This is a genomic window from Brenneria alni (genome assembly GCF_003666245.1).
Classification (GTDB): Bacteria; Pseudomonadota; Gammaproteobacteria; order Enterobacterales; family Enterobacteriaceae; genus Brenneria; species Brenneria alni.
The window spans coordinates 46,816-67,454 of sequence record NZ_MJLZ01000017.1 but is presented as its reverse complement, the minus strand read 5'-3'; the positions used below and the strand labels follow the sequence as shown (position 1 = coordinate 67,454).

At 52.5% G+C, this 20,639-nt stretch carries 19 protein-coding genes; 2 read left to right on the top strand and 17 right to left on the bottom strand.

The features are described from left to right. Positions 1-80 precede the first annotated feature (80 nt). The 14 genes from rpoS to cysJ all read right to left on the bottom strand — a co-directional run bounded on the left by rpoS (position 81) and on the right by cysJ (position 14,881). Positions 81-1,073 (bottom strand): RNA polymerase sigma factor RpoS, encoded by a 993-nt coding sequence (rpoS, locus tag BIY29_RS09605; RefSeq protein ID WP_121574908.1) that lies wholly within the window; start codon positions 1,071-1,073, stop codon positions 81-83. 53 nt (positions 1,074-1,126) lie between these two features. Beyond that, positions 1,127-2,131, bottom strand: a complete 1,005-nt coding sequence (gene nlpD / locus BIY29_RS09600) for a murein hydrolase activator NlpD (RefSeq protein ID WP_170158912.1) — start codon at positions 2,129-2,131, stop codon at positions 1,127-1,129. Between the two features lie 265 nt (positions 2,132-2,396). Further along, positions 2,397-3,023: a protein-L-isoaspartate(D-aspartate) O-methyltransferase gene (locus BIY29_RS09595; RefSeq protein ID WP_121574907.1), complete on the bottom strand. Its 627-nt coding sequence runs from the start codon at positions 3,021-3,023 to the stop codon at positions 2,397-2,399. Positions 3,024-3,150: 127 nt separating this feature from the next. After that, a complete protein-coding gene (gene truD / locus BIY29_RS09590) occupies positions 3,151-4,197 on the bottom strand; it encodes a tRNA pseudouridine(13) synthase TruD (RefSeq protein ID WP_121574921.1) in 1,047 nt (348 codons plus the stop codon). Between the two features lie 2 nt (positions 4,198-4,199). After that, the gene (ispF, locus tag BIY29_RS09585) at positions 4,200-4,697 is read right to left on the bottom strand and encodes a 2-C-methyl-D-erythritol 2,4-cyclodiphosphate synthase (RefSeq protein ID WP_121574906.1); all 498 of its coding nucleotides are present in this window, start codon (positions 4,695-4,697) and stop codon (positions 4,200-4,202) included. Positions 4,698-4,718: 21 nt separating this feature from the next. Further along, positions 4,719-5,435 carry a 2-C-methyl-D-erythritol 4-phosphate cytidylyltransferase gene (gene ispD / locus BIY29_RS09580; protein WP_121574905.1) on the bottom strand — a complete coding sequence of 239 codons (717 nt, stop codon included), beginning with the start codon at positions 5,433-5,435 and terminating at the stop codon, positions 4,719-4,721. A gap of 3 nt (positions 5,436-5,438) precedes the next feature. Beyond that, positions 5,439-5,765 (bottom strand): cell division protein FtsB, encoded by a 327-nt coding sequence (gene ftsB, locus BIY29_RS09575; protein WP_121574904.1) that lies wholly within the window; start codon positions 5,763-5,765, stop codon positions 5,439-5,441. Between the two features lie 172 nt (positions 5,766-5,937). Next, entirely contained in the window at positions 5,938-6,630 is a 693-nt protein-coding gene (cysC, locus tag BIY29_RS09570; RefSeq protein ID WP_170158911.1) for an adenylyl-sulfate kinase, read from the bottom strand. Next, positions 6,569-8,011 (bottom strand): sulfate adenylyltransferase subunit CysN, encoded by a 1,443-nt coding sequence (gene cysN, locus BIY29_RS09565; RefSeq protein WP_121574902.1) that lies wholly within the window; start codon positions 8,009-8,011, stop codon positions 6,569-6,571. The genes cysC and cysN overlap by 62 nt, the downstream gene beginning before the upstream one ends. 11 nt (positions 8,012-8,022) lie before the next feature. After that, on the bottom strand, positions 8,023-8,931 hold the full coding sequence (gene cysD, locus BIY29_RS09560) for a sulfate adenylyltransferase subunit CysD (RefSeq protein ID WP_121574901.1): 909 nt from the start codon (positions 8,929-8,931) through the stop codon (positions 8,023-8,025). Between the two features lie 9 nt (positions 8,932-8,940). Continuing rightward, positions 8,941-10,383, bottom strand: coding sequence for a siroheme synthase CysG (gene cysG / locus BIY29_RS09555; RefSeq protein ID WP_121574900.1), 1,443 nt, complete (start codon positions 10,381-10,383; stop codon positions 8,941-8,943). 179 nt (positions 10,384-10,562) lie between these two features. Next, on the bottom strand, positions 10,563-11,297 hold the full coding sequence (locus BIY29_RS09550) for a phosphoadenylyl-sulfate reductase (protein ID WP_121574899.1): 735 nt from the start codon (positions 11,295-11,297) through the stop codon (positions 10,563-10,565). A 12-nt stretch (positions 11,298-11,309) separates the two neighbouring features. Next, positions 11,310-13,043 (bottom strand): assimilatory sulfite reductase (NADPH) hemoprotein subunit, encoded by a 1,734-nt coding sequence (gene cysI / locus BIY29_RS09545; protein ID WP_121574898.1) that lies wholly within the window; start codon positions 13,041-13,043, stop codon positions 11,310-11,312. Continuing rightward, the gene (cysJ, locus tag BIY29_RS09540) at positions 13,043-14,881 is read right to left on the bottom strand and encodes an NADPH-dependent assimilatory sulfite reductase flavoprotein subunit (RefSeq protein ID WP_121574897.1); all 1,839 of its coding nucleotides are present in this window, start codon (positions 14,879-14,881) and stop codon (positions 13,043-13,045) included. Before cysJ ends, cysI begins: the two co-directional genes overlap by 1 nt. Positions 14,882-15,240: 359 nt before the next feature. On the opposite strand from cysJ, the gene queD reads away from it, so the two are divergent. Next, a complete protein-coding gene (queD, locus tag BIY29_RS09535; protein WP_121574896.1) occupies positions 15,241-15,603 on the top strand; it encodes a 6-carboxytetrahydropterin synthase QueD in 363 nt (120 codons plus the stop codon). Positions 15,604-15,640: 37 nt separating this feature from the next. Here the strand turns inward: queD and queE are convergent, their stop codons facing one another. Next, complete coding sequence (gene queE, locus BIY29_RS09530; RefSeq protein WP_121574895.1) at positions 15,641-16,312, bottom strand: 7-carboxy-7-deazaguanine synthase QueE; 672 nt, start codon at positions 16,310-16,312, stop codon at positions 15,641-15,643. A gap of 160 nt (positions 16,313-16,472) precedes the next feature. Here queE and BIY29_RS09525 point away from each other — a divergent pair, with 160 nt between their 5' ends. Beyond that, entirely contained in the window at positions 16,473-17,453 is a 981-nt protein-coding gene (locus BIY29_RS09525) for an MBL fold metallo-hydrolase (protein WP_121574894.1), read from the top strand. Between the two features lie 142 nt (positions 17,454-17,595). On the opposite strand, the gene eno is transcribed toward BIY29_RS09525, so the two are convergent. Next, positions 17,596-18,897 (bottom strand): phosphopyruvate hydratase, encoded by a 1,302-nt coding sequence (gene eno / locus BIY29_RS09520; RefSeq protein WP_121574893.1) that lies wholly within the window; start codon positions 18,895-18,897, stop codon positions 17,596-17,598. A gap of 81 nt (positions 18,898-18,978) precedes the next feature. Continuing rightward, positions 18,979-20,616, bottom strand: coding sequence for a glutamine hydrolyzing CTP synthase (gene pyrG / locus BIY29_RS09515; RefSeq protein WP_121574892.1), 1,638 nt, complete (start codon positions 20,614-20,616; stop codon positions 18,979-18,981). Positions 20,617-20,639: the final 23 nt, after the last annotated feature.

Here is a 20,639-nt window from a genome sequence, read left to right as displayed (position 1 = left end):
TCGGTGAAAACCAAAGATGTTACAAAAAAATGGTGGGTTTCCCCACCATTTCTACTCCGCCAAGACTCTGTCAACTGACATTACTCACGGAACAATTCTTCAATATTCAACCCTTGTACCTGCAGGATCTCCCGCAGACGACGCAAGCCTTCTACCTGAATCTGCCTGACACGTTCACGCGTCAACCCGATTTCCCGACCAACATCTTCCAATGTAGCCGCTTCGTATCCCAACAGACCAAAACGGCGGGCCAGAACTTCACGCTGCTTGGCATTCAGTTCAAACAACCACTTAACGATATTCTGCTTCATATCATTATCTTGGGTGGTGTTTTCCGGACCGTTGTCTTTTTCATCCGCCAGAATATCTAACAGCGCTTTTTCCGAATCACCACCCAGTGGGGTATCAACGGAAGTAATGCGCTCATTCAGACGCAGCATACGATTGACATCATCCACTGGTTTATCGAGCTGTTCGGCAATTTCTTCCGCACTCGGCTCATGATCCAGTTTATGAGAAAGTTCGCGTGCTGTACGCAGGTAGACATTCAATTCTTTAACGATATGGATTGGCAGGCGGATAGTTCGGGTTTGGTTCATGATTGCCCGTTCTATCGTCTGCCGGATCCACCATGTGGCATACGTTGAAAAACGAAATCCCTTTTCTGGATCGAATTTTTCAACCGCACGGATCAGACCAAGATTTCCCTCTTCAATCAGGTCTAGCAATGCCAGACCTCGATTGTTGTAGCGGCGGGCAATTTTTACCACCAGCCGCAGGTTACTCTCAATCATCCGGCGGCGTGATGGTGTATCACCGCGCAATGCGCGTCGGGCAAAATAAACTTCTTCTTCAGCGGTTAAAAGTGGTGAATAGCCAATTTCTCCCAGATAGAGCTGTGTTGCGTCTAAAACACGCTGGGGAACCCCTTGTGATAACAGCTCTTCTTCTGTTGAGTCATTATCACTAGTTTCTTCCTCTACCAGCGCTTTGTCGTCAAAAACGTCAAGTCCATTCTCTTCAAAATCAGCATCTTCATGTAACTCGTTAACTTTCAGCGTGCTTTGGCTCATAAGTGGCTCCTACCCGTGATCCCATGGCAGAATACCTAAGTACTCTGCCCGATTTATCGCTGCGGAAGAAAACGCAGCGGGTTTACGGATTTCCCCTTGTAACGAATTTCAAAATGCAAACGAACTGAACTGGTACCGGTACTACCCATGGTAGCTATTTTCTGCCCCGCCGTGACCTCTTGTTGCTCCCGGACCAGCATATTGTCGTTATGGGCGTAGGCGCTAAGGTAGTCATCATTATGTTTGATGATTATCAGATTACCGTAACCTCGCAGAGCGTTGCCAGCATACACCACACGCCCGCTGGCGGTAGCAATGATGGATTGCCCACGTGAGCCAGCGATATCAATCCCTTTATTTCCCCCTTCAGATGCGGAGAAACTATCTATGACTTTCCCTTCGGTGGGCCAACGCCAACTGCCGACAGCAGCCGTATTGCTGCTGGCAACAGCCGCTGGTGCGGTAACAGGAGCTGTCGTTGCCGCCCCTGTCGTAGGTAACATCTTACCTACATTCTGTTTACCCGAATTTTGAGAATACGCGTTAGTTGACTGAGAATCAACCTGCATAGTTTGTATTTGATTACTGGAAGGCGGTACAGGTACGCCGCCAGTCGTTGCATCCGTCGCCGCTAACATTCCACCGCCGCCGGTTAAACCGCCGCCAGAACCATCACCCAGACTCAGGGTCTGGCCAACATTAAGGCTATAAGGCTCCGGGATATTATTACGCTGGGCAAGATCCCGATAATCGTTGCCGGTAATCCAGGCGATATAAAACAGGGTATCTCCCCGTTTAACGGTATAGGTGTTACCGCCGCCGTAGCTTCCTTTCGGAATGTTGTTATAGCTGCGGTTATAAACGATTCGACCATCACGGGTGGTAACCGGCTCACCCGATGCCGTTATCTGTGATGGGGGCACAGACATAGCGCTTCTGCTACTGCCCGTATTTCCGCCGACACTGCTGATCGGCGCGGATTTGGAGTCATTGTTGGAACATCCAACCAACCCTAAGATAACAACCGTACAAGCAGCGATCTGACGCAAATTAATCATGCGGCTTCCCATGCGTCTTACTCCCCCATAACTATAAAATTCAGTAATCAGTTCAGACATTTGTGCCTCACCCCATTGTAGCGTAGCTGAGATCACGTATTTTGTTCATCAGTCTGAACGAGAAAGCGCGCCATTTTTCTATCACTGGCGCATAAGCGAAACCGGAGAGACAAAAATCACTATCTGATGCTAGCAATATCAGCAAGTTCGTACCATCCAACAGTTGTATTGAAATCTTAAACAAAACCAGCGCATCGCAACCGTATCAGGCTAATTCGCCTTTGACTAGCGGAACAAACCGAACTGCTTCAACCGTTTGGATAATGAATTCTCCGGCATGATGCTGCACTACCTGCAACATTTGTGACTGATCACCCACCGGTAAAACCATCACCCCGCCCTCGTCCAACTGATCCAGCAACGCCTGGGGGATTTCCGGTGGTGCCGCCGTCACGATAATGGCGTCAAAAGGCCCGCGCGACGCCCACCCCTGCCAGCCATCGCCATGACGGGTAGAGACGTTATGCAAATCAAGCAGCTTAAGACGACGTTTAGCCTGCCACTGAAGTCCTTTAATACGCTCAACAGAACAGACATGTTTGACTAAATGCGCCAGGATCGCCGTTTGATAGCCCGATCCCGTGCCAATTTCCAATACGCGGGAAACCGGGGTTAAACACAACAATTCCGTCATTCTCGCCACCATATAAGGTTGCGAAATGGTCTGACCGGAGCCTATCGGCAGCGCTGTATTTTCATACGCTTTATGCTCAAAAGCTTCATCAACAAAGCGCTCCCTGGGCACGGCTTCTATCGCCTGTAGCAGACGCTCATCCTGTATTCCCTGCTGACGCAACTGCGCCAGCAACGTTTGCATACGTTTGTTCACCATTCCCCGCTAACCTCAGCTTTGGTTAACCTCGTCGTCAATACGCCCTTTTTCCCATATGGGGTCCAACTTGCAGCCACCGTCATCGTTATCACAGACATCCGATCAAGAAAAAACAAACCGTAATACATCAGGCAATAATATCCATATCTTGTTGCTGGCTCAGTATTTCACGCACGACGCTGGTTGCGAAACTCCCCGCCGGTAACCAGAATTTCAGTTCAACCGTCTCATCATCCTGCCAATCCCAGCGCATGTGCTGCGGATACAGCAAAATGGCGCGACGGGCTGGTTCGACCCGCTCACGCCGTAATAAAGACAGCAACGTCTCCTGCCCGATAAGGCTTTGCTGCTCGAAAAACAGAGCGGCTTCCTGCGTGCCCAACGCGCCATCACCCGGCAGCGGCGCGGTTACCTGAAGCTCGCCAGCATCCAAACGCGTCTGTAGATTGGTCAACTCGTCCAGCCTGGCGACAAACCAACTGCCCCGCCCCGTTAATTGTAATGCATCTCCACACAAAGCGGTTTTAGCCTGCTGTTGTGCCAGCCGGATACTGGCAACCTGATTAAACAACGCGCTACGACTGGCGGAAAGATAGAAACTGCGTTTATTACGCTCTTTAACCCGGATATCATCATTTGCCCAGAGACGGGCTTGCTCAAGGTTATTCCCATCCCGGCCAAATCGCTGGCTGCCGAAATAATTAGGCACGCCATCTTGCGCAATCTGCAATAAGCGCGTTTCAACCGCCGCCCTATCGCTTATCTGACGCAATATCAGCGTAAAATAATTACCCTGCAATGCGCCAATGCGCAATTTACGGCGATGACGCGCAGATTCAAGCACCTCACAGCCTTCCAGTTCGAAAGTCGTTAAATCAGGGGTTTCTTTACCAGGAATATGGAGGCAAAACCATTGCTCCGTAACCGCATGACGGTCTTTCAGACCGGCGTAGCTCACCGAGCGCTGAGGTATTCGGGCAAATTTTGCCAGTGCTTCAGCCACAAATTGCGTATTGCAGCCGCGTTTACGAATACGCACCAGTACATGCTCGCCTTCGCCGTCTGGCTGAAACCCCAGATCCTCAACCACTATGAAATCTTCTGCCGTGGACTTCAGCACGCCCGATGCCTGCGGTTTGCCATGCAGCCAGGTAAGCTGTGCAGCGTTTGTCATGCCTACCATGCGACGATTTCACCTGTTTCATCTTTCACTAATAACGCAACAGCTTCACAGGCGATACCTTCACCACGTCCGGTAAACCCGAGCTGTTCGGTGGTGGTGGCTTTTACGTTCACGTCATCCATGTGGCTTTGCAAATCTTCCGCCAGATTGACCCGCATTTGCGGAATGTGAGGCGCCATTTTAGGTGCCTGAGCAATAATCGTGACATCCAGATTACCCAGTCGGTAACCTTTCTCGTTGATACGGCGCCACGCTTCACGCAGCAGGCCACGGCTGTCAGCACCTTTAAATGCCGGATCAGTATCGGGAAACAGCTTGCCGATGTCGCCCAGCGCGGCGGCCCCTAACAGGGCATCCGTCACCGCATGTAAAACGACATCGCCATCAGAATGCGCAAGCAGCCCCTGAGGATAAGGAATGCGCACACCACCGATCACCAGCGGACCTTCTCCACCAAATTTATGAACATCAAAACCGTGACCGATACGCATCGTGCGCTCTCCTTACTATGTTTATCCAATAGAATGAGTGTGGTGCAAATTGGTTAAATAAAACTCAGCCAATGCCAAATCTTCCGGGCGGGTTACCTTAATGTTATCCGCCCGCCCACTGACAATGTGTGGATGATAACCACAATACTCCAGTGCAGAAGCTTCATCTGTTATTGTTGCGCCGTCTTTCAGAGCTTGTTGCAAACAGCTTTTCAGTAACGCTAATGGAAACAACTGCGGCGTCAGGGCGTGCCACAGTTCGCTACGATCTACCGTGTGTTCTATCACCGTTCCCGTGCAGCGTTTCATGGTATCACTGACAGGCGCCGCCAGAATTCCACCGACATCACTGTGCGCAGTAATACTCAGCAACCGTTCGAGATCGTCCAGATGCAGGCAAGGCCGCGCAGCGTCATGCACCAGTACCCATTCAGCATCAGCGATCATCCGTAACCCCGCCAGCACTGAATCAGCACGTTGCTTGCCCCCGATCACTACGCTGACGCGAGGATCGGCAGCAATAGGCAAGGAATGAAAAATTGCGTCATCTGGGCTGATGGCGACGATCGCACGGGCAATACGGGGATGAGACAATAATGCGTCGATAGCATGTTCAAGAATGGTTTTATTACCGATGGTTAAATACTGTTTAGGGCGATCGCTTTGCATCCTGCTGCCGTTACCGGCGGCAGGTAAGACGGCAACAACCTCTGGCTGGCAAGCACTCTGTTTCAGCATAGGTCAGTGTAATGTATTCTGAGGCGGCAATGACGGGGACGTTGCAGTACGGTTCCCGGATTCCGGCACCAGACGATAGAAACTTTCACCGGGCTTAATCATGCCCAGTTCATTGCGCGCACGCTCTTCAATCGCTTCCTGCCCGCCATTCAGGTCATCGATTTCTGCAAACAATTGTTCATTACGGGCTTTCAGTTTGGCATTGTTCCCCTGCTGGACAACAACATCCTCTTTAACCCGAACATAGTCATGGATACCATTCTTACCCAGCCACAGTGAATACTGAAGCCAGCCAAGTATTATCAATAATAACAGCGTAAGTTTTCCCATCCCGCCCCCTGAAAAGCCGCCTAATCATCCCATAACTTTCGTTCCGACTCCACTCTGTCTGGCGGCGGACGCGAAGATTCCCGCTAAATAGGGGAAAAGGCAAGCAGCAATGCAGGGGCGATACATCATATCTTAGAGGTGAGAAAGCCGCCTGATAGACGGTCAAAAGACATCAGAGGTTGATAATCGCCCGCTGACTCAGTAGATCCAGCAGTTGGTTGGTCAAGTTCGTTACCAATTGTTCGCCGTCCAGATGAATATCCGGCGCTTGCGGCGCTTCGTAAACTGAATCAATACCGGTGAAATTACGCAACTCCCCGGCACGGGCTTTCTTGTACAACCCTTTGGGATCGCGGGCTTCGCAGGTAGCAAGGGGCGTATCGACAAATACCTCGACAAACTGCCCCTCGGCCAGCAGATCCTGCACCATTTTACGTTCCGCGCGATGGGGCGAGATAAAGGCGGTCAACACCACCAGACCGGCATCAACCATCAATTTGGCCACTTCACCGACGCGGCGGATATTCTCCCGCCGGTCAGCATCGGTAAACCCCAAATCGCGGCACAGTCCGTGACGGACATTATCGCCATCCAGCAAATAGGTGCTGACGCCATGTAGATGCAACGCCTGCTCCAGTGCGCCAGCCAATGTCGATTTACCCGAACCGGACAGCCCGGTAAACCAGACCACCGCGCCCTGATGCCCATGCAGGCGCTCGCGCTCCTGCCGTGATACCACGTGCGGGTGCCAGACCACATTTTCATCGGCGGGTAACGGTGACGAGGGGTGGCGTTGGGACACGTTATTTCCCCCCCAGCAGGTCACGGGCGCCCCAATGGGGGAAATGGCGGCGAACCAGTGCATTCAGTTCCAGTTCAAACGCGCTGTAAGCCCCTGGTTCCTGATACGTCTGTTCAATGACTTCACGCACCAGCCCGGCGCCCACGGTGACGTTGCTCAGGCGATCAATAAAAATCATGCCGCCGGTCACGTGATTCTGCTGATAGTTATCCAGCACCAGCGGTTCGTCAAACGTCAGTTCAACCAGCCCGATACCGTTCAGCGGCAGATTTTCCGTTACCCGTTGCGTCAGGGAATTGATATCAACCTGATACTGGATATTCTCCACCCGTGCACGGGTTTTCTTGCCGCCGATCTTGATGTCATAACTCTGCCCCGGCACCAAAGGCTGTTCCGCCATCCAGACCACATCCACCAGCGCATTCTGCACCGCTTTAAGGGTTTCTGTGTTTTCAACCAGCAGATCGCCACGGCTGATATCGATCTCATCGGACAGCACCAGCGTAATCGCTTCACCTGCCTGAGCCTGCTGTAAATCGCCGTCAAATGTCACGATGCGGCTGACGGTGGACTCCACCCCCGAAGGCAGCACTTTAACCCGTTGCCCCACGCGTACCATGCCGGACGCCAGCGTACCGGCATAACCGCGAAAATCGAGGTTTGGGCGGTTCACATACTGTACCGGGAAGCGCATAGGTAGCTTAAGACTACGCTGCGCCACATTGACCGTTTCCAGCACATCCAGCAGCGTCGGGCCGCTGTACCAGCTCATGGCGGCGCTCGGCGTGGCGACGTTATCGCCGTCCAGCGCGGAGATCGGCACAAAGGTGATGTTCAGATCGGTTGGCAACTGCCGGGCGAAATCCAGATAGTCCTGCTTGAATTGTTCAAATACCGTTTGCTGATAATCCACCAAATCCATTTTGTTTACCGCAACCACCAGATGGCGAATCCCCAGCAGCGTGGCAATAAAGCTATGGCGGCGTGTCTGATCGAGTACGCCTTTGCGCGCATCAATCAGCAGGATCGCCAGTTCACAAGTAGACGCGCCCGTCGCCATATTGCGGGTGTACTGTTCATGCCCCGGCGTATCGGCAATAATGAATTTGCGCTTTTCGGTCGAGAAATAGCGGTAGGCCACATCAATGGTAATACCCTGCTCACGCTCGGCCTGTAAGCCATCCACCAGCAACGCCAGATCCAGTTTTTCCCCCTGAGTACCCAGTCGTTTGCTGTCGCTGTGCAGCGTAGTTAACTGATCCTCATAAATCTGACGGGTATCGTGCAGTAAACGGCCAATCAGCGTGCTTTTACCGTCGTCGACGCTGCCGCAGGTCAGAAACCGCAACAGGGTTTTGTCCTGCTGTGCATGTAGATAGGCCTCGACGCCACCCTGCTCGGCAATCTGTTTCGCAATCACACTTTCTTTTGCAACATGACTCATTCGACGATTCCTCAGAAATACCCTTGACGCTTTTTCAGTTCCATTGAACCGGACTGATCGCGGTCGATCATCCTTCCCTGACGTTCACTGGTGGTGGAAATCAACATCTCTTCGATGATTTCCGGCAGCGTTTGCGCACTGGACTCAACAGCGCCGGTCAGCGGCCAGCAACCCAGGGTACGAAAACGCACCATGCGCTGTTCAATCACTTCACCCGGTTGCAGATCGATACGATCGTCATCCACCATCAGCAACATGCCGTCCCGCTCCAGTACCGGACGCGGTGCGGCCAGATACAGCGGCACGATCTCAATATTTTCCAGATAGATGTACTGCCAGATATCCAGCTCAGTCCAGTTAGACAGCGGGAATACGCGGATGCTTTCGCCCTTGTTGATTTGGCCGTTATAGTTATGCCATAGCTCCGGGCGCTGGCTTTTGGGATCCCAGCGGTGAAAGCGATCGCGGAACGAATAGATGCGCTCTTTGGCGCGGGATTTTTCCTCATCACGCCGCGCACCGCCGAAAGCGGCATCAAAACCGTATTTATCCAGTGCCTGCTTTAACCCCTCGGTTTTCATGATATCAGTATGCTTGGCGCTACCGTGGATGAACGGGTTAATGCCCAACGCTTCCCCCTGTGGGTTGCGGTGAACCAGCAATTCACAGCCATACGCTTTTGCCGTATGGTCACGGAATTCATACATTTCACGGAATTTCCAGCCGGTATCCACGTGCAACAACGGGAATGGCAGCGATCCGGGAAAGAATGCCTTGCGCGCCAGATGCAGCATGACCGAGGAGTCTTTACCGATGGAATACATCATCACCGGGTTGGCGAACTCTGCCGCAACCTCGCGGATGATATGAATGCTCTCGGCCTCTAGTTGCCGTAAATGCGTGAGTCGTTTCTGATCCATAACCATTCCTTAAGCCAAATTCACTACCGATGACCGGCTATCTTGCCGAACCGTCGGCGTCTGCTGACCAAACCAGGCGATTTGGCGGTGTAGATTCACCACTTCACCAATCACCAGCAACGCCGGTGTCGGCGCCTGCCGGGCCAATTGTTCCAACTGTTGCAAGGTGCCAATCAGTACCTGCTGATCGTGTCGGGTTCCCCGGCCAATCACCGCAACCGGCGTCCCGGCAGCGCGACCGTGCGCGATCAATTGTTGAGCGATTTCGGCCGCCTTCACCGTTCCCATATAAATCGCCAACGTCTGACGACCACGGGCCAGCGTTGCCCACTCCAGCGCCTGACCGTCAGGCCGGCAATGACCGGTAATAAACACCACGCTCTGAGCATAATCCCGGTGCGTCAACGGTATACCGGCGTAAGCGGTAGCACCAGCGGCGGCGGTGATGCCCGGTACAACCTGAAAGGATATACCGGCCTGCGCCGCCTGCTGCAATTCTTCACCGCCGCGGCCAAAAATAAACGGATCACCGCCTTTCAGGCGCACGACGCGTTTACCTTGCTGCGCCAGCGTGACCAGCAACCGATTAGTCTCTTCCTGGGACACTGAATGGGCACCAGCGCGCTTGCCGACACAAATGCGTTCAGCATCACGGCGCACCAGTTCCAGTATGTCAGCGCTAACCAGATGGTCATACAGCACCACATCCGCCTGCTGAATAACCTGTAAGCCCCGCAACGTCAGTAATCCTGCATCACCGGGGCCAGCGCCAACCAGCGCGATTTCGCCCCGGTTAGCCAGCGGTTGCTGTTGCTCATGCTGTTGTTGTTCAAGCTGCTGGTGCAGTTCCTCTTCCGCCTGTGACACTTGTCCGGCAGCCATCAAGCTGGCGAAACGCCCGGAAAAAAGGCGTTCCCAAAAACGGCGGCGATCGCTCACGGAATGCAAGTGTTGCTTGATACGGCCACGCCAGCCACCTGCCAGTTGGGCCATCGCTCCCAGGCTTGCTGGCAGCAGGGCTTCCAGCTTTTCACGCAATATCCGCGCCAGCACCGGCGCTTGCCCCCCCGAAGAGATCGCCACCACCAGCGGAGAACGATCAACAATGGAAGGGAAAATAAAAGAGCACTTAGGTTGGTCATCCACCACGTTCACCAGCAGATGACGCTGGTTAGCGGCGTCGAATACGGCGGCATTTAGCTTGCCGTCATCGGTCGCCGCAATCACCAGAAACACGCCCGACAATAACTCCGGCGTAAAATGTTGGGCCAGCCATTCGATCTGCCCTGATTGATGCCGCTCGGCCAAATGTTCCGACAACGACTGTGCGACCACCTTTACCTCGGCACCGGCACGTTGCAGCAGATCGATTTTGCGGGTGGCGACGTCACCGCCGCCCACCACCAACACCGGACGATGGCGAAGATCGGCGAATAAAGGTAGATAGTTCACAAATGCCTTAACTAAGCTAAAAAAGTGATTAAGCGACTATACGGTGCAGATAGAACACTTATGAAATGCCGAATTGGCATGACAAGTTCCGTAATGGAATAACACCACAAAAAAACGGGCGCAGACTGCCGACAAAGTCCGATATTAGGGACAGCGTGCTGATGGGGCCGTAGCGCCTTTCACTCTTCGTGTAGCCCGCATTCACGCTTCAGACCGAAAAAGCGGGTTTCTTCTTCACTCATGCCGGGTTCCCATTTACGGGTGGTATGAGTGTCGCCCACTGATAAATATCCCTGATCCCACAGCGGATGGTAACTCAGCCCGTTTTGTTTCAGGTACTGATAAACCTGACGGTTGTCCCAGTCAATAATCGGCAGAAATTTGAACACCCCACGCTGCACCGCCAACACCGGCAGATGACCGCGGCTGCTGGATTGCTCGCGCCGCAGACCGGCAAACCAGGTGCTCGCCTTAAGTTCGCTTAAGGCCCGGTTCATGGGTTCCACCTTGTTTATCTGGTTGTAGCGTTCAATGCCCTCAACCCCCTGATCCCACAATTGACCGTAGCGCGCTTCCTGCCATGCAGGCGACAGCGTGGCGCGGTATACCTTAAGGTTTAGTTTCAGTTGTTCCGTTAAGCCATCAATAAACTGATAGGTTTCCGGGAAAAGATACCCCGTATCCGTCAGGATAACCGGAATATCCGTCCACTGTTGAGTGACAAGATGCAAAGACACGGCAGCCTGAATACCAAAACTGGAGGACAACACATACTCCCCCGGCAGATTTTCCAGCGCCCAGTTGACCCTTTCCTGTGCGGACAGGGCTTCCAGCCGATGGTTAACCGTCGCCAGCGCAGCCTCCTGTTCTGACTTCGGCAAAACATTTAGCGCCTCAAGATTAAGCTCAGACATCAGGATCTCCTGTCAGTCATAAAAATCACGTGCGGGGTCCAGCACCGGTTTAATGATGTTGGCGCGAATAGTGAAATCACCAAAACCTTCATTCTCGTTACGCTCTTTCGCCCAGCGCCCGATAAGCTGGTCGATTTCACTGAGGATTTCCGCCTCATTGATGTTCTCACGATACATGCGCGGGATGCGCGTACCCGCCCGGTTTCCTCCCAGATGCAGGTTATAGCGCCCGATGGCTTTCCCCACCAGACCGATCTCCGCCAGCAGCGCCCGGCCACAGCCATTAGGGCACCCGGTCACGCGCAGAATAATGTGCTCATCCCCCACGCCATGCCGCTGCATGATATCTTCAACCTTAGTCACAAACGTCGGCAGGAAACGCTCCGCTTCCGCCATCGCCAGCGGGCAGGTCGGGTAGGAAACACAGGCCATAGAGTTTTTACGCTGTTCGCTCACGCCATCGTCTATCAGTCCATGTTGCCGCGCCAGCGCCTCAATCTTCGCCTTACTGCGCGCTGTTACACCGGCAACAATCAGGTTCTGGTTTGCCGTCAGCCGGAAATCTCCCTTATGTATTTTAGCAATTTCCGCCAGGCCCGTTTTCAACGGGCGGCCAGGATAGTCCAGAATACGACCATTTTCGATAAACAGCGTCAAATGCCATTTATTGTCGATGCCTTTTACCCAGCCGATACGATCGCCGCGTCCGGTAAATTCATACGGACGTACCGCCTCAAACTTCACGCCAGCGCGCTTTTCCACTTCCTGTTTGAACGTCTCAACGCCCACCCGCTCCAGCGTGTACTTGGTTTTCGCGTTTTTACGGTTGGTACGGTTCCCCCAGTCACGCTGGGTGGTGACCACCGCTTCGGCGATCGCCAGCGTATGTTCAACCGGAATATAGCCCAGTTCACTGGCAGTGCGCGCATAGGTCGCTTTATCGCCGTGAGCAATCGACAGCCCGCCGCCCACCAGCACATTGAACCCGACCAGCCGACCGTTATCGGCAATAGCGACAAAGTTAAGATCGTTGGCGTGCAGATCCACATCGTTCTGCGGTGGAATCACCACGGTAGTTTTGAACTTGCGCGGCAGATAGGTCGATCCCAAAATGGGTTCTTCGTCTGTGGTGGCAACCTTCTCCTGATCCAACCAGATTTCGGCATAAGCGCGAGTTCGCGGCAGCAGATGCTCAGAAATCTTCTTCGCCCAGTCATACGCCTGCTGGTGCAGTTCGGACTCAATCGGATTTGAGGTACACATCACGTTGCGGTTAACGTCGTTGGCCGTGGCCAGTGAGTCTAATCCCACGCTATTGAGCAACTGGTGCGCGGGTTTCACATTCGGTTTAAGAATACCGTGAAACTGGAACGTCTGACGGTTAGTCAGGCGAATACTGCCGTAGAGTGTGCTTTCAGCGGCAAATTTATCAATACCCAACCACTGTGCGGGCGTGATAACGCCCCCCGGCAAGCGGCAACGCAGCATCATGGCATGGCGCGGTTCCAGTTTCTGCTCGGCACGCTCGGCACGGATGTCACGGTCGTCCTGCTGATACATACCGTGAAAACGGATCAGTAAAAAGTTATCGCCATTAAAACCGCCAGTCAGGCCGTCTTGTAAATCATCGGCAATGGTGCCGCGCAGGAAATTGCTCTCCCGCTTCAGGCGCTCGGCATCAGCAAGTTTCCCTTCCACCACTAATGGGCCGGGATGTTTTTCATTTAAGAACAGCTTTTCGCTCATTAGTACACATCTCGCTGATAACGGCGCTCAAGGCGCAAATCACTTAAAAATTCATCGGCCTGCTCGGTGTCCATGCCACCGTGTTCGGCCACCACGTCCAATAACGCCAGTTCGACATCCTTCGCCATGCGGTTGGCATCGCCGCAAACATAAAGGTGTGCGCCATCCTGAAGCCAGCGCCAGACTTCCGCGCCTTTTTCCCGCAATTTGTCCTGTACGTAAATCTTGTGCGCCTGATCGCGTGACCAGGCCAGATCGATATTCGTCAGCAGGCCATCTTTCACATAGCGCTGCCATTCAACCTGATAGAGAAAATCTTCCGTAAAGTGCGGGTTGCCAAAGAACAGCCAGTTCCTCCCTCCCGCGCCTTCCGCTTCCCGCTGTTGCATAAATGCGCGAAAAGGCGCAATACCGGTGCCTGGCCCAATCATTATGACCGGCGTATCCGGGTTGGCAGGCAGCCGGAAATTATCGTTATGTTCGATAAATACCCGGATGTCATCATCTTCATTCAGACGATCGGCCAGATAGCTGGATGCGCCGCCAGCACGGGGACGGCCATTGATGTCATAGCGCACCACCCCGACGGTGATATGCACTTCGCTTTCCACTTCAGCTTGTGAAGAGGCGATGGAATACAAACGCGGCGTCAGCGGACGCAGCAGGCCGGTTAACTGCTCCGCCGTCAGTTCAACGGGGGCCTGTCGCACCATATCCACCAGCGGTGTCTGTTGGGCAAACTGCTGTAAGGCCAGCTTATCCGCCACCAAAGCCAGCAGCGTTTCATCACGCGATAGGGCGGCGTATTTTTCAACAATGGGCGCCGTGTTCTGGGTCAGTTCAAAATGGCTTTGCAGTGCCTGTGACAACGGCAGCGATTTTCCTTCCACCGTGACCTGCTCGTCGCCTTTCAGCCACAACAGCTCAAGCAGTTCCCGCACCAACGCGGGATCGTTGTCAAACCAGACGCCAAGCGCATCTCCCGGTTGGTAACGCAGACCGGAATCACCCAGATCGATTTCAATGTGACGAACATCTTTCTCTGAGTTACGGCCAGTGATTTTCTGATTAACGGAAAACGCCGCATGTAATGGTGATTCCTTGCTATAAGGACTGCTGGTGATTTCATCCAGCGCGCCGCTGGCGCTGACTTGCGCGACCGCATCCCCCTGCGCTGATACGCGAGATTTGAGAATATCCACCAGTTGCCGTCGCCATTGTTCCGCCTGCGCCTGATAATCCACATCGGCATCAACACGATCCAGCAGCCGTTCGGCGCCCAGTTCAGCAAAACGGCTATCAAAGTCCTTACCTGCTTTGCTGAAAAACTCATATGAGGTATCGCCTAGCCCGAACACCGCAAACGCGGTCTCTTTCAGGGAAGGGGCTTTTTTGGAGTGCAGGAATTTATGCAACGCAACGGCTTCTTCCGGCGGCTCTCCTTCGCCCTGTGTCGAGGTCACCACCAGCAACAGTTTTTCCTGCGCAATTTGCTTGAATTTGTAGTCGCCTGCATTCACCAGATTAACCGCCAGTTTGGCGCTCAACAGGTCATCCCGCAGTTGCTCCGCCACCCGCCTGGCATTACCGGTTTGGGAGGCGGAAATCAGAGTGATGCTTTGCACGGGAACCGAAATAACCGGGGATGAACTCACATTTGCCGTCGTTGTCACCGCGCCAGACTGCTGTTGTCCTGTCGGTTGCTGTAAAACGCCCCAAAAATAACCGGACAGCCAGGCTAGCTGCGTGGGTGAAAAATCACCGGTTGCCGCCTGTAAACGTGTTAATTGCTCCGCACTCAACGGGAGCAACGAAGTCGGAGAAACCGGAGTTGTCATTATGATCTCAATATCCTTGTGCCTGTAGCCGGAACTAATGCAGATTCATGCAATAAAAAGATGAATGGAAGATAAGGGTAACCACCCGTATCTTAACAATTAAAGAAATGATGGAAATATCAAATAACCAAAATGACTAAATGGTTTTTCAGATAACACTTACTGATTAAAGTGTTATAGCCAAAGAAATGTCGATAACATTATGAATTTTAAATTAAATAATGAAGTATGAATTCACAAGTGGTGGTAAAACGCTTGCGGTGGAAGCTGATTGGCGATGAATAGCTAACCACCGCGCTTTCCGGTAGTATGCGACAGTTTTTTGAATACTATTTTTTAAAGAAATCGAGAGCATCGCCATGCCTATTACACTATTTAAAGATTTTCAGTTTGAAGCAGCTCACCGTCTGCCCCATGTTCCCTCAGGGCATAAATGCGGACGCCTGCATGGGCATTCATTTATGGTTCGACTGGAAATTACCGGCGATGTTGATCCCCATACCGGCTGGATAATGGATTTTGCCGAATTAAAGGCCGCGTTTAAACCAACGTGGGAAAGGCTGGATCACCACTACCTGAATGATATTCCCGGTCTGGAAAATCCAACCAGCGAAGTACTGGCTCACTGGATCTGGCAACAGATAAAACCGTCATTGCCCGAACTGAGCGCCGTCACCGTGAAAGAAACCTGTACTGCGGGTTGTATCTATAAAGGCGAGTAAAAGCAATGGCCTGGAACGTTACGCCGTATCGTATCCGCTAGGCAATATTCAGGTATTTATGCGTTTGCATGGAAAGCCGCCAGTTGCGGGCAATACAGGTGGCAATACACAGTTTGGTTGCCTCCTCTTTCTGACTGATAGGCTGTAGCGCCACAATGCGCGGCTTATCATCCTCCAGCCGGGCCAATAAGGCATCCAGCGCGTCGATATCACGCTCACGGGCAACCGGATGTTTTATTTCATCCGCCCGTTGCAATGCCTGATCGATAACCGCCATGCCACCACGCATATTCACTTTCGGGGAAACCGTCACCCAGGTTTTTGGCGAACAGCGTATTTCATGCGTGCCACTGGTTTCTATCTGACAGCTAAACCCCTGTTTTTCCAACAATAGCGTCAGCGCGGACAGATCGTGAATACAGGGTTCGCCCCCGGTAATCACGATATGGCGTGCGGTATAACCTTCACCCGCCATCAACGCCAGTATATCCTCAGCGCGGGCAGCCCCCCAACCATCGCTTTCCTGTGTTTTTATCAGTACCTGATCCAGCGGAATCTCCCGCTCGGCCAGTTTGTCCCAGGTATGTTTGGTATCGCACCAGCTACAACCGACCGGACACCCTTGCAGGCGCACAAACACCGCCGGAACACCGGTAAAATAGCCTTCGCCCTGTAACGTCTGGAACACTTCATTAATCGGGTACTGCATGTTTTTCACTATACCGGTTACTTAAAGAAGGTATTATCGCAGATCAACACGCCAAACCAATAGCTGGCGTTTTATTTGAGTAATATCGTTGTCGCGTTAATACTCAATATTACTACTTTATTCCCCATCGACGCTCAATCATTAACAAGGATCGGAATGCATGAATGTTTTGAAATCTTTCACGTTGCTCTTGCTGGCACTGCTTTTTGTCCCTGTGATGTCCACCGCGCAGACGGTTACGCAGATAAAAACCCAGCCGGGTTACTACCGGATGATGCTGGGTCAATTTGAGATAACCGCTCTGTCTGACGGCACCAATACTATGCCGATGGACAAACTACTGGCACGCACCTCCCCTGAAGAAATAAAACGGTTACTGGCGGAAAACTTTCTAGAACCATCGGTTGAGACCTCGATCAATGCCTTTTTGATTAACACGGGGGAAAACCTGATCCTGATCGATACCGGCAACGGTAAGCAAGCCAACCCTTCCGTTGGCCGGGTGCTGAATAACCTGAAAGCGGCGGGCTACTCGCCTGAACAGGTGGATACGCTCGTCCTGACGCATCTGCACGGCGACCATTTCGGCGGACTACTGAGCGAGGGCAAACTGGCCTACCCAAATGCCACGATTTACGTCAGCAAACTTGACAGTGATTACTGGCTCAACGAAGCGAATCTGAAACAGGCGACAGGCGACAATAAAGCCACCTTCCAGCGGGTACAGGATACGTTCAGCCCGATTAAAGCAGCCAATAAGCTGAAACTCTTTTCCGGCGAACAGCAGATTGTCCAGGGGATCACCTCGTTGCCAACTCCCGGCCACACTCCCGGACACACCGCGTTCTGGGCCGAAAGCGAAGGACAAAAACTGCTGATCTGGGGTGATATCATTCACGTAGCTGCCGTGCAGTTTCCGCTGCCTGCCACCACCATCAGTTTCGACTATGACATGGACGCCGCCGCAAAAACTCGCGCCTCCCTTATGGCTGACGCAGACAGCAAGGGTTACTGGGTTGCCAGTTCACACATTTCTTTCCCCGGTATCGGTCACGTCAAAGCGGCACAAGGTCATGATGGAAAACCAAACGGCTACCGTTGGATCCCGGTGAACTATAGCCTGTCAGGATTGAATCAATAAAAGATGAGAAGGGGAATGGTTCTGTAGATCAAAAAAATCCAGAAATGTGCGAACACTTCTGGATTTTAATCTTACATGGAGCCGACGCTTCTACTTCCCGCCAGGGGCCGCAGAGATCATGCTCTCAGCGTGAAGGTGGCGATTAAGCCTGGCCCTTCACTTCTTTCAGGCCGTTGAACGGCGCACGGTTACCCAGCGCTTCTTCAATACGGATCAGTTGGTTGTATTTAGCAACGCGGTCAGAACGGCTCATAGAACCGGTTTTGATCTGGCCTGCCGCCGTACCTACCGCCAAGTCAGCGATAGTGGCATCTTCGGTTTCACCAGAACGGTGAGAGATGACCGCCGTGTAGCCTGCATCTTTCGCCATCTTGATTGCAGCCAGTGTTTCGGTCAGAGAACCGATCTGGTTGAATTTGATCAGGATGGAGTTAGCGATGCCTTTATCGATACCTTCTTTCAGGATCTTGGTATTGGTCACGAACAGATCGTCGCCAACCAGTTGGATTTTGTCGCCCAGAACTTTGGTCTGGTAAGCAAAACCGTCCCAGTCAGACTCATTCAGACCATCTTCGATAGAGACGATCGGATATTCTTTGGTCAGACCTTCCAGGTAATGAGTGAATTCCTGAGAGGTGAACGTTTTGCCTTCGCCTTTCAGTTCATAGTTACCGGTTTCTTTGTTGTAGAACTCAGAAGCGGCACAGTCCATGGCCAGGGTAACGTCTTTACCCAAAACATAACCGGCCTTTTCCACTGCTTCTTTGATCGCAGCCAGTGCCGCGGCGTTGGATTCCAGATTCGGCGCATAGCCGCCTTCATCACCTACCGCAGTACTCATACCTTTGGCTTTCAGCACTTTTGCCAGTGTGTGGAAAACTTCAGAACCGATACGAATCGCTTCTTTAACCGTTTTCGCGCCAACCGGTTGAATCATGAACTCCTGAATATCAACGTTGTTATCAGCGTGTTCGCCGCCATTGATGATGTTCATCATCGGCAGAGGCATAGAGAATTTGCCTGGGGTGCCATTCAGTTCGGCAATATGCTCGTACAGCGGTTGGCCTTTGGATGCCGCGGCGGCTTTGGCGCTGGCCAGGGAAACAGCCAGGATGGCGTTAGCGCCGAATTTGGATTTGTTTTCAGTACCGTCCAGGTCGATCATGATTTTATCGATGCTCGCCTGATCTTTCGCGTCTTTACCCAGAATAGCCTGAGCAAGCGGACCGTTTACCGCAGCAACGGCTTTGGTTACGCCTTTGCCCAGGAAACGGGATTTGTCACCGTCACGCAGTTCCAGCGCTTCACGCGAACCGGTAGAAGCCCCTGATGGTGCAGCGGCCAAACCAACAAAACCGCCTTCCAGATGCACTTCCGCTTCCACAGTTGGATTTCCGCGCGAGTCGATGATTTCACGACCGATGACTTTAACAATTTTGGACATTAGATTTTCCTCAATACAAGTTAAACTAAAACCTCAGACGAACAACGCACGATGATCAATCGTGCGTTGCCGACAAATCCGTTACTTCATCTGACGCTTTTGATATGCGCCAGCGGCTTTGACAAAGCCGGCGAACAGTGGATGCCCATCACGCGGCGTCGATGTAAATTCCGGGTGGAACTGACAAGCCACGAACCACGGATGATCAGGCAATTCAACGATCTCCACCAGTTTGCGGTCGGCGGAAAGACCAGCAACACGCAATCCCGCCGCTTCAATCTGCTTCAACAACATGTTGTTTACTTCATAACGATGGCGGTGACGTTCAATAATCGTTTGTTCACCATACAACTGGCGCACCAGACTGCCCTCGGTCAGATGACATTGCTGTCCGCCAACCCGCATGGTGCCACCCAGATCGCTTGCCTCATCACGGACTTCAATATTGCCTTCTTCATCACGCCATTCCGTGATGAGCGCAATTACCGGGTACTTACAGTCCGGCACAAACTCAGTCGAGTTTGCCCCCTCCATACCGGCAACGTTACGGGCAAATTCCATCAATGCCACCTGCATCCCCAGGCAAATACCCAGATAAGGAACATTATTTTCACGGGCATAACGCGCCGCCATGACCTTACCTTCGACACCACGATAGCCAAACCCGCCGGGGATCAGGATAGCGTCCAAATCTTTCAGTATCTCGACGCCACGGGTTTCAACATCCTGCGAATCGATAAGCCGGATGTTCACCGTCAGACGGTTTTTCAATCCACCGTGCTTGAGCGCTTCAATGACCGATTTATAGGCATCAGGCAACGCTACATACTTGCCAATCATCCCGATGGTGACTTCACCGCCCGGATTGGCTTCTTCGTAGACCACCTGTTCCCATTCTGACAGATTCGCTTCCTGGCAGTTCAAGCTGAATCGTTTACAAATATAATCGTCCAGCCCCTGAGATTTCAAGAGCGCCGGGATTTTATAAATGGAATCAATATCTTTAAGGGATATTACTGCTTTTTCCGGCACATTACAGAATAAAGCAATCTTTGCACGCTCATTGGCAGGCACGGTACGGTCAGAACGGCAAATCAGCACATCAGGCTGGATACCGATGGAAAGCAGCTCTTTTACCGAGTGCTGAGTCGGTTTGGTTTTCACTTCACCGGCGGCGGCCAGATACGGCACCAGCGTCAGATGCATATAGAGCGTATGCTCGCGGCCCACTTCAACCGCCATCTGCCGAATCGCTTCAAGGAACGGTAAAGATTCGATATCACCGACCGTTCCGCCAATTTCAACCAGCACCACATCATGCCCTTCCCCCCCCTCAAGGATGCGCTCTTTGATCGCATTGGTAATATGGGGGATAACCTGAATAGTGGCGCCCAGATAGTCACCACGGCGCTCTTTACGCAGTACGTCAGAGTATATACGGCCAGCGGTGAAGTTATTACGGCGCGACATCTTGGTGCGAATGAAGCGCTCATAGTGGCCCAGATCGAGATCGGTTTCCGCACCGTCTTCGGTGACGAACACTTCACCGTGCTGTGTCGGGCTCATCGTGCCCGGATCCACGTTGATATACGGGTCCAGTTTCATGATGGTAACGTTGAGGCCACGGGCTTCAAGAATAGCCGCCAGAGAGGCTGCGGCAATGCCTTTACCCAGAGAGGAAACGACCCCGCCGGTCACAAAAATATAATTAGTTGTCATGCTGAACCTGAGAGTTTAGGTTT

What these genes read in the sequence shown, in the direction of transcription:
- queD (WP_121574896.1), top strand. Translation starts at nt 15,241, where the DNA reads ATGCCTATTACACTATTTAAAGATTTTCAGTTTGAAGCAGCTCACCGT.
- cysD (WP_121574901.1), bottom strand. Translation starts at nt 8,931, where the DNA reads ATGGATCAGAAACGACTCACGCATTTACGGCAACTAGAGGCCGAGAGC.
- cysJ (WP_121574897.1), bottom strand. Translation starts at nt 14,881, where the DNA reads ATGACAACTCCGGTTTCTCCGACTTCGTTGCTCCCGTTGAGTGCGGAG.
- BIY29_RS09595 (WP_121574907.1), bottom strand. Translation starts at nt 3,023, where the DNA reads ATGGTGAACAAACGTATGCAAACGTTGCTGGCGCAGTTGCGTCAGCAG.
- ispF (WP_121574906.1), bottom strand. Translation starts at nt 4,697, where the DNA reads ATGCGTATCGGTCACGGTTTTGATGTTCATAAATTTGGTGGAGAAGGT.
- nlpD (WP_170158912.1), bottom strand. Translation starts at nt 2,131, where the DNA reads ATGATTAATTTGCGTCAGATCGCTGCTTGTACGGTTGTTATCTTAGGG.
- rpoS (WP_121574908.1), bottom strand. Translation starts at nt 1,073, where the DNA reads ATGAGCCAAAGCACGCTGAAAGTTAACGAGTTACATGAAGATGCTGAT.
- BIY29_RS09550 (WP_121574899.1), bottom strand. Translation starts at nt 11,297, where the DNA reads ATGTCTGAGCTTAATCTTGAGGCGCTAAATGTTTTGCCGAAGTCAGAA.
- ftsB (WP_121574904.1), bottom strand. Translation starts at nt 5,765, where the DNA reads ATGGGAAAACTTACGCTGTTATTATTGATAATACTTGGCTGGCTTCAG.
- cysI (WP_121574898.1), bottom strand. Translation starts at nt 13,043, where the DNA reads ATGAGCGAAAAGCTGTTCTTAAATGAAAAACATCCCGGCCCATTAGTG.
- cysN (WP_121574902.1), bottom strand. Translation starts at nt 8,011, where the DNA reads ATGAGTCATGTTGCAAAAGAAAGTGTGATTGCGAAACAGATTGCCGAG.
- truD (WP_121574921.1), bottom strand. Translation starts at nt 4,197, where the DNA reads ATGACAAACGCTGCACAGCTTACCTGGCTGCATGGCAAACCGCAGGCA.
- BIY29_RS09525 (WP_121574894.1), top strand. Translation starts at nt 16,473, where the DNA reads ATGAATGTTTTGAAATCTTTCACGTTGCTCTTGCTGGCACTGCTTTTT.
- eno (WP_121574893.1), bottom strand. Translation starts at nt 18,897, where the DNA reads ATGTCCAAAATTGTTAAAGTCATCGGTCGTGAAATCATCGACTCGCGC.
- queE (WP_121574895.1), bottom strand. Translation starts at nt 16,312, where the DNA reads ATGCAGTACCCGATTAATGAAGTGTTCCAGACGTTACAGGGCGAAGGC.
- pyrG (WP_121574892.1), bottom strand. Translation starts at nt 20,616, where the DNA reads ATGACAACTAATTATATTTTTGTGACCGGCGGGGTCGTTTCCTCTCTG.
- cysC (WP_170158911.1), bottom strand. Translation starts at nt 6,630, where the DNA reads ATGCACTGGTTCGCCGCCATTTCCCCCATTGGGGCGCCCGTGACCTGC.
- ispD (WP_121574905.1), bottom strand. Translation starts at nt 5,435, where the DNA reads ATGCTGAAACAGAGTGCTTGCCAGCCAGAGGTTGTTGCCGTCTTACCT.